This window comes from Micromonospora maritima (genome assembly GCF_902825405.1).
In the GTDB taxonomy this organism is placed as follows: domain Bacteria; phylum Actinomycetota; class Actinomycetes; order Mycobacteriales; family Micromonosporaceae; genus Micromonospora; species Micromonospora maritima.
Map to the genome: position 1 here is coordinate 1 of NZ_CADEAU010000435.1, position 4,526 is coordinate 4,526.

Here is a 4,526-nt window from a genome sequence, read left to right on the forward strand (position 1 = left end):
GCTGGCGGCTGGCGGCTGGCGGCTGGCGGCTGGCGGCTGGCGGCTGGCGGCTGGCGGCTGGCGGCTGGCGGCTGGCGGCTGGCGAGATCTTGGTAGCGAAGGGCCCCTAGGGGGGCCTTTTCGTACCAAGATCTCCGCGCTTCCCGAGAAGCAGGACACGCTTCTCGAAGTTCGGGACCCCTTCCGGCCCAAGCGGCAATCTCGGGCAGGCCGAGCGGCGAGTGGAACGCCATGGGTGTCGAAAGCGCGCGGAGACACCCGTGGCGTTCCACCGAGCGGCGATTCGGCACGCACCGCCCGAGGGCGGTCGATGCGGCTGCCGTCGTGCTGGCCGGCATGACGGGCGTTCACCAGTGACGTCACGCCGGTGGCGGTCACGCCAGAGGCGTTCGCCTCGACGGTCGCGAGCGAGCAGGACGGCAGCCAAGGCGGGTGGTGGCAGCCGTGACGGGGTGGCGTCGAGGAAGGCGGGTGCCACCGACAGCGCCACTTCCTCCATCGGGCCAGACCGCACCGCCGGCCCGCGCCCGGCAGGTGCCCGCCACGGGGCAACCGCCGAGACTGATGACCATCGCGGCGAACGGCCACCGTGGCGAACCGCCATCGTGGCGAACCGCCACCGTGGCGGCCTACCCGACCCGAGCAGCCGACCCCCGCCCCATTCGCCGGAGATGCCGCCGAGGCGGACAGAACGGCACGCACCGTGGTCGGCCGGATCCGCGTGGCTACCGCCGGGCGCACAGCCGGCGTGGCGTCCGCCGCGTCGCGTGGCAACCTGTCGCATCCCTCGGGCAGGATGCACGACGTGCACCGCCAACGGTACGACCAGCCGACCGGAGACCGCCGATGACCGACGACCAGCTCGACGGGCCCGGCGAGGGTGTCGGCCGGGTGCTCGGCACCGCCGACGCCACCCCGCTCACCTTCTGGACGGCCGTCGCCCCCGGCAGCTACCTGCAACTCGACGACGTGGTGGTGACCCGCCGCGAGCTGCCCGACCGCGAGCCGGTGACCATCGCCGGGGTGGTGACCCAGGTGCGGGCCCGGCACGAGGGGGCGCAGTTCGACTCCGACGTCTTCGCGATCGCCGACGGCACGCTGCCGGCCCAGGTGCAGGAGGCGGCCGAGGTCACCACCACCCGGGTCGACCCGGAGTTCTACGTCCCGCCCACCCCGGGCGCGGTGGTGCACCGGGCCGAGGGTGACGCCCGGGCCCGGGCGCTGCACTTCGACCGGATGGAGCGGCGGATCCCGATGGGGATGGGCCGCGACGGCGTGCCGGTCTACCTCAACGCCGACTTCCTCGACGGCACCCGGGGCGCGCACGTCTCGATTTCCGGCATCTCCGGCGTCGCCACCAAGACCAGCTTCGCCACGTTCCTGCTCTACTCGGTGTTCCGCTCCGGGGTGCTGGGCGGCGACGCGGTCAACGCCAAGGCGCTGATCTTCAACGTCAAGGGCGAGGACCTGCTCTTCCTCGACCATCCGAACAGCCGGCTCGACGACCCCACCCGAGCGGCGTACGCGAAGCTCGGCCTCGACGCCGGCGCGTTCCCCGACGTGCGGGTCTACGCGCCGCCCCGGGTCGGCGACTCGTCCGGCACGCCGGACGTGAGCAGCCGGCTCACCGGCGTGGACAGCTTCTACTGGACGCTCAGCGAGTTCTGCGCCGACCGGCTGCTGCCCTACGTGTTCGCCGACGCCGACGACGAGCGCCAGCAGTACACGATGGTGGTCCACTCGGTCGCCGCGCACCTGGCCCGCTACGCCCAGCCGGCCGACGGCGGGGTCAGCATCGACGGGGTACGGCTCGGCTCGTACGCGGATCTGGTCGACCACGTGGTCGAGCAGCTCAACGACGACGAGACACGCGGCGAGTGGGCCGGCAGCGCGGTCGGGCTGGGCACCGTGAACGCGTTCGCGCGGCGGCTCATCGGCAGCAAGAAGGACCTGGGCCGGCTGATCCGGGGCGACCTGGCGACCCGCCGCCCGCACTCGATCAACACCGCGGAGAGCGCCCAGGTCACCGTGGTCGACCTGCACAACCTGCCGGACCGCGCGCAGCGCTTCGTGGTCGGCGTGACGCTCAAGAGCGAGTTCGAGCGCAAGGAGAAGGCCGGCACCGCCAAGCCGTTGCTGTTCGTCGTGCTCGACGAGCTGAACAAGTACGCGCCGCGCGAGGGCTCGTCGCCGATCAAGGAGGTGCTGCTCGACATCGCCGAGCGGGGCCGCTCGCTGGGCGTGATCCTGGTCGGCGCGCAGCAGACCGCCAGCGAGGTCGAGCGGCGGATCGTCACCAACTCGGCGATCCGGGTGGTCGGCCGGCTCGACCCGGCCGAGGCGTCCCGCCCGGAGTACGGCTTCCTCCCGCCCGCCCAGCGACAGCGGGCGCTGCTGGCCAAGCCGGGCACGATGTTCGTCAACCAGCCCGACATCCCGGTGCCGCTCTGCCTGGAGTTCCCGTTCCCGGCCTGGGCCACCCGGGTCTCCGAGGCGGGCCGCGCCCCGTCGGAGACGCTACGGTCGATCACCCAGGCCGCCGACCCGTTCGCGGTGGTCGGTTCCGGCTCCTCCGACGACGACATCCCGTTCTAGGCGGCACCCACATGAAGATCCTGCACACCTCGGACTGGCACGTCGGCAAGGTGCTCAAGGGGCAGTCCCGGGCCGAGGAGCACACGCAGGTCCTCGCCCAGGTGATCGACATCGCCCGGGAGGAGCGGCCCGACCTGGTGATCGTCGCCGGCGACCTCTACGACACGGCGGCGCCCACGCCGGAGGCGACCCGGCTGGTCACCCGGGCACTGACCGCGCTGCGTCGCACCGGCGCCGACGTGGTGGCGATCGGCGGCAACCACGACAACGGCGCGGCGCTCGACGCGTTGCGGCCGTGGGCCGACGCCGCCGGCATCACGCTGCGCGGCAGCGTCCGGGAGAACCCGGCCGAGCACGTCGTCGACGGGGTGACCCGCGACGGCGAGCGGTGGCAGGTCGCCGCGCTGCCGTTCCTGTCCCAGCGCTACGCCGTCCGGGCGGTGGAGATGTACTCGCTCACCCCCGCCGAGGCCAACCAGACCTACGCCGACCACCTCGGCCGGGTGCTCGGCAAGCTGGCCGAGGGGTTCACCGAGCCCGACCGGGTGCACCTGGTCACCGCCCACCTCACCGTGGTCGGGGCGAGCACCGGCGGCGGCGAGCGGGACGCGCACACCGTGCTCGGCTACGCGGTGCCGGCCACCGTGTTCCCCGGCAACGCGCACTACGTGGCCCTGGGGCACCTGCACCGCTCGCAGCGGGTCGTCGGCCCCTGCCCGATCCGCTACAGCGGCAGCCCGCTCGCGGTCGACTTCGGCGAGCAGGAGAACGTCGGCTCGGTGACGGTCGTGGAGGTGACCGCGACGACCGCCGCCCGGATCCGGGAGGTGCCGGTGCCCGGCGCGGTGCCGCTGCGCACGGTGCGCGGCACCCTCGCCCAGCTCGCCGAGATCGAGCCGCCGGAGGGCTGGTTGCGGGTCTACGTCCGGGAGCAGCCCCGGGCCGGGCTGCGCGAGGAGGTGCAGGAGCTGCTCCCCCGCGCGCTGGAGATCCGGATCGACCCCGAGCTGGTGCCGACACCGGGCAGCGGCACCCGCACCGCCCAGCGGGCCGGTCGCTCGCCACGCGACCTGTTCGCCGACTACCTGGGCAGCCGAGGGCACGCCGACGAGGGCGTCCGGGAGCTCTTCGACGAGCTGCTCGAGGAGGTCGACCACTGATGCGGCCGATGCGACTGGACATGGCCGGCTTCACCGTCTTCCGCGACGAGACCACCGTCGACTTCACCGACGCCGACTTCTTCGCGCTGGTCGGCCCGACCGGCTCCGGCAAGTCCACCGTGCTCGACGCGATCTGTTTCGCCCTCTACGGCACGGTTCCCCGCTGGGGCGGGGCGCGCGGGCTGGCCAACGCGCTGGCGCCGTCGGCCACCGAGGCGCGGGTCCGGCTGGTCTTCGAGTCTGCCGGCGACCGCTACGTCGCGACCCGGGTGGTCCGCCGCGACGGCCGGGGCACGGTGAAGACGGCCAACGCCGGGCTCCAGCTCATGCCGCCGGGGTTCGACGTCACCAAGCTCGACACCGGGCTCAGCCCGGAGGACCTGGGCGAGGTGGTGGCCGGCACGCCGGCCGAGATGGAGCAGGCGGTGCTGGACGCGGTCGGGCTGCCGTACGAGCAGTTCACCTCCTGCGTGGTGCTGCCACAGGGGCAGTTCGCCGACTTCCTGCACGCCAAGCCCGCCACCCGCCAGCAGATCCTGGTCAACCTGCTGGGGCTGGGCGTCTACGAGGAGGTCCAGAAGAAGGCGGTCGAGCGCGCCGGGCAGGCCGAGGCGAAGCTGGAGGCGGTCGACAAGATGCTCGGCGGCCTCGCCGACGTCGACGACGACCGGCTGGCGCAGGCGCGGGGCCGGGTCGACCGGGTACGCGAGCTGGCCGCGGCGGTCGCGGCGGCCGTACCGGAGCTGGAGCGGGCCCGGGCGACGGCGGGTG

At 73.6% G+C, this 4,526-nt stretch carries 3 protein-coding genes; all 3 read left to right on the plus strand.

Features of this window, described 5'->3' with window-relative positions:
- Positions 1–846: 846 nt before the first annotated feature.
- On the plus strand, positions 847–2,595 hold the full coding sequence (locus tag HUW36_RS26420) for an ATP-binding protein (RefSeq protein WP_174530622.1): 1,749 nt from the start codon (positions 847–849) through the stop codon (positions 2,593–2,595).
- An 11-nt stretch (positions 2,596–2,606) separates the two neighbouring features.
- Positions 2,607–3,755 (plus strand): exonuclease SbcCD subunit D, encoded by a 1,149-nt coding sequence (locus HUW36_RS26425; protein ID WP_174530623.1) that lies wholly within the window; start codon positions 2,607–2,609, stop codon positions 3,753–3,755.
- A partial coding sequence (locus HUW36_RS26430; RefSeq protein ID WP_174530624.1) for an AAA family ATPase occupies positions 3,755–4,526 on the plus strand: 772 nt, incomplete at its 3' end. The genes HUW36_RS26425 and HUW36_RS26430, both read left to right, overlap by 1 nt.

Bases quoted from the DNA above. Each gene is read 5' to 3' on its own strand.
- HUW36_RS26420 (WP_174530622.1), top strand. From the start codon at position 847: ATGACCGACGACCAGCTCGACGGGCCCGGCGAGGGTGTCGGCCGGGTG.
- HUW36_RS26425 (WP_174530623.1), top strand. From the start codon at position 2,607: ATGAAGATCCTGCACACCTCGGACTGGCACGTCGGCAAGGTGCTCAAG.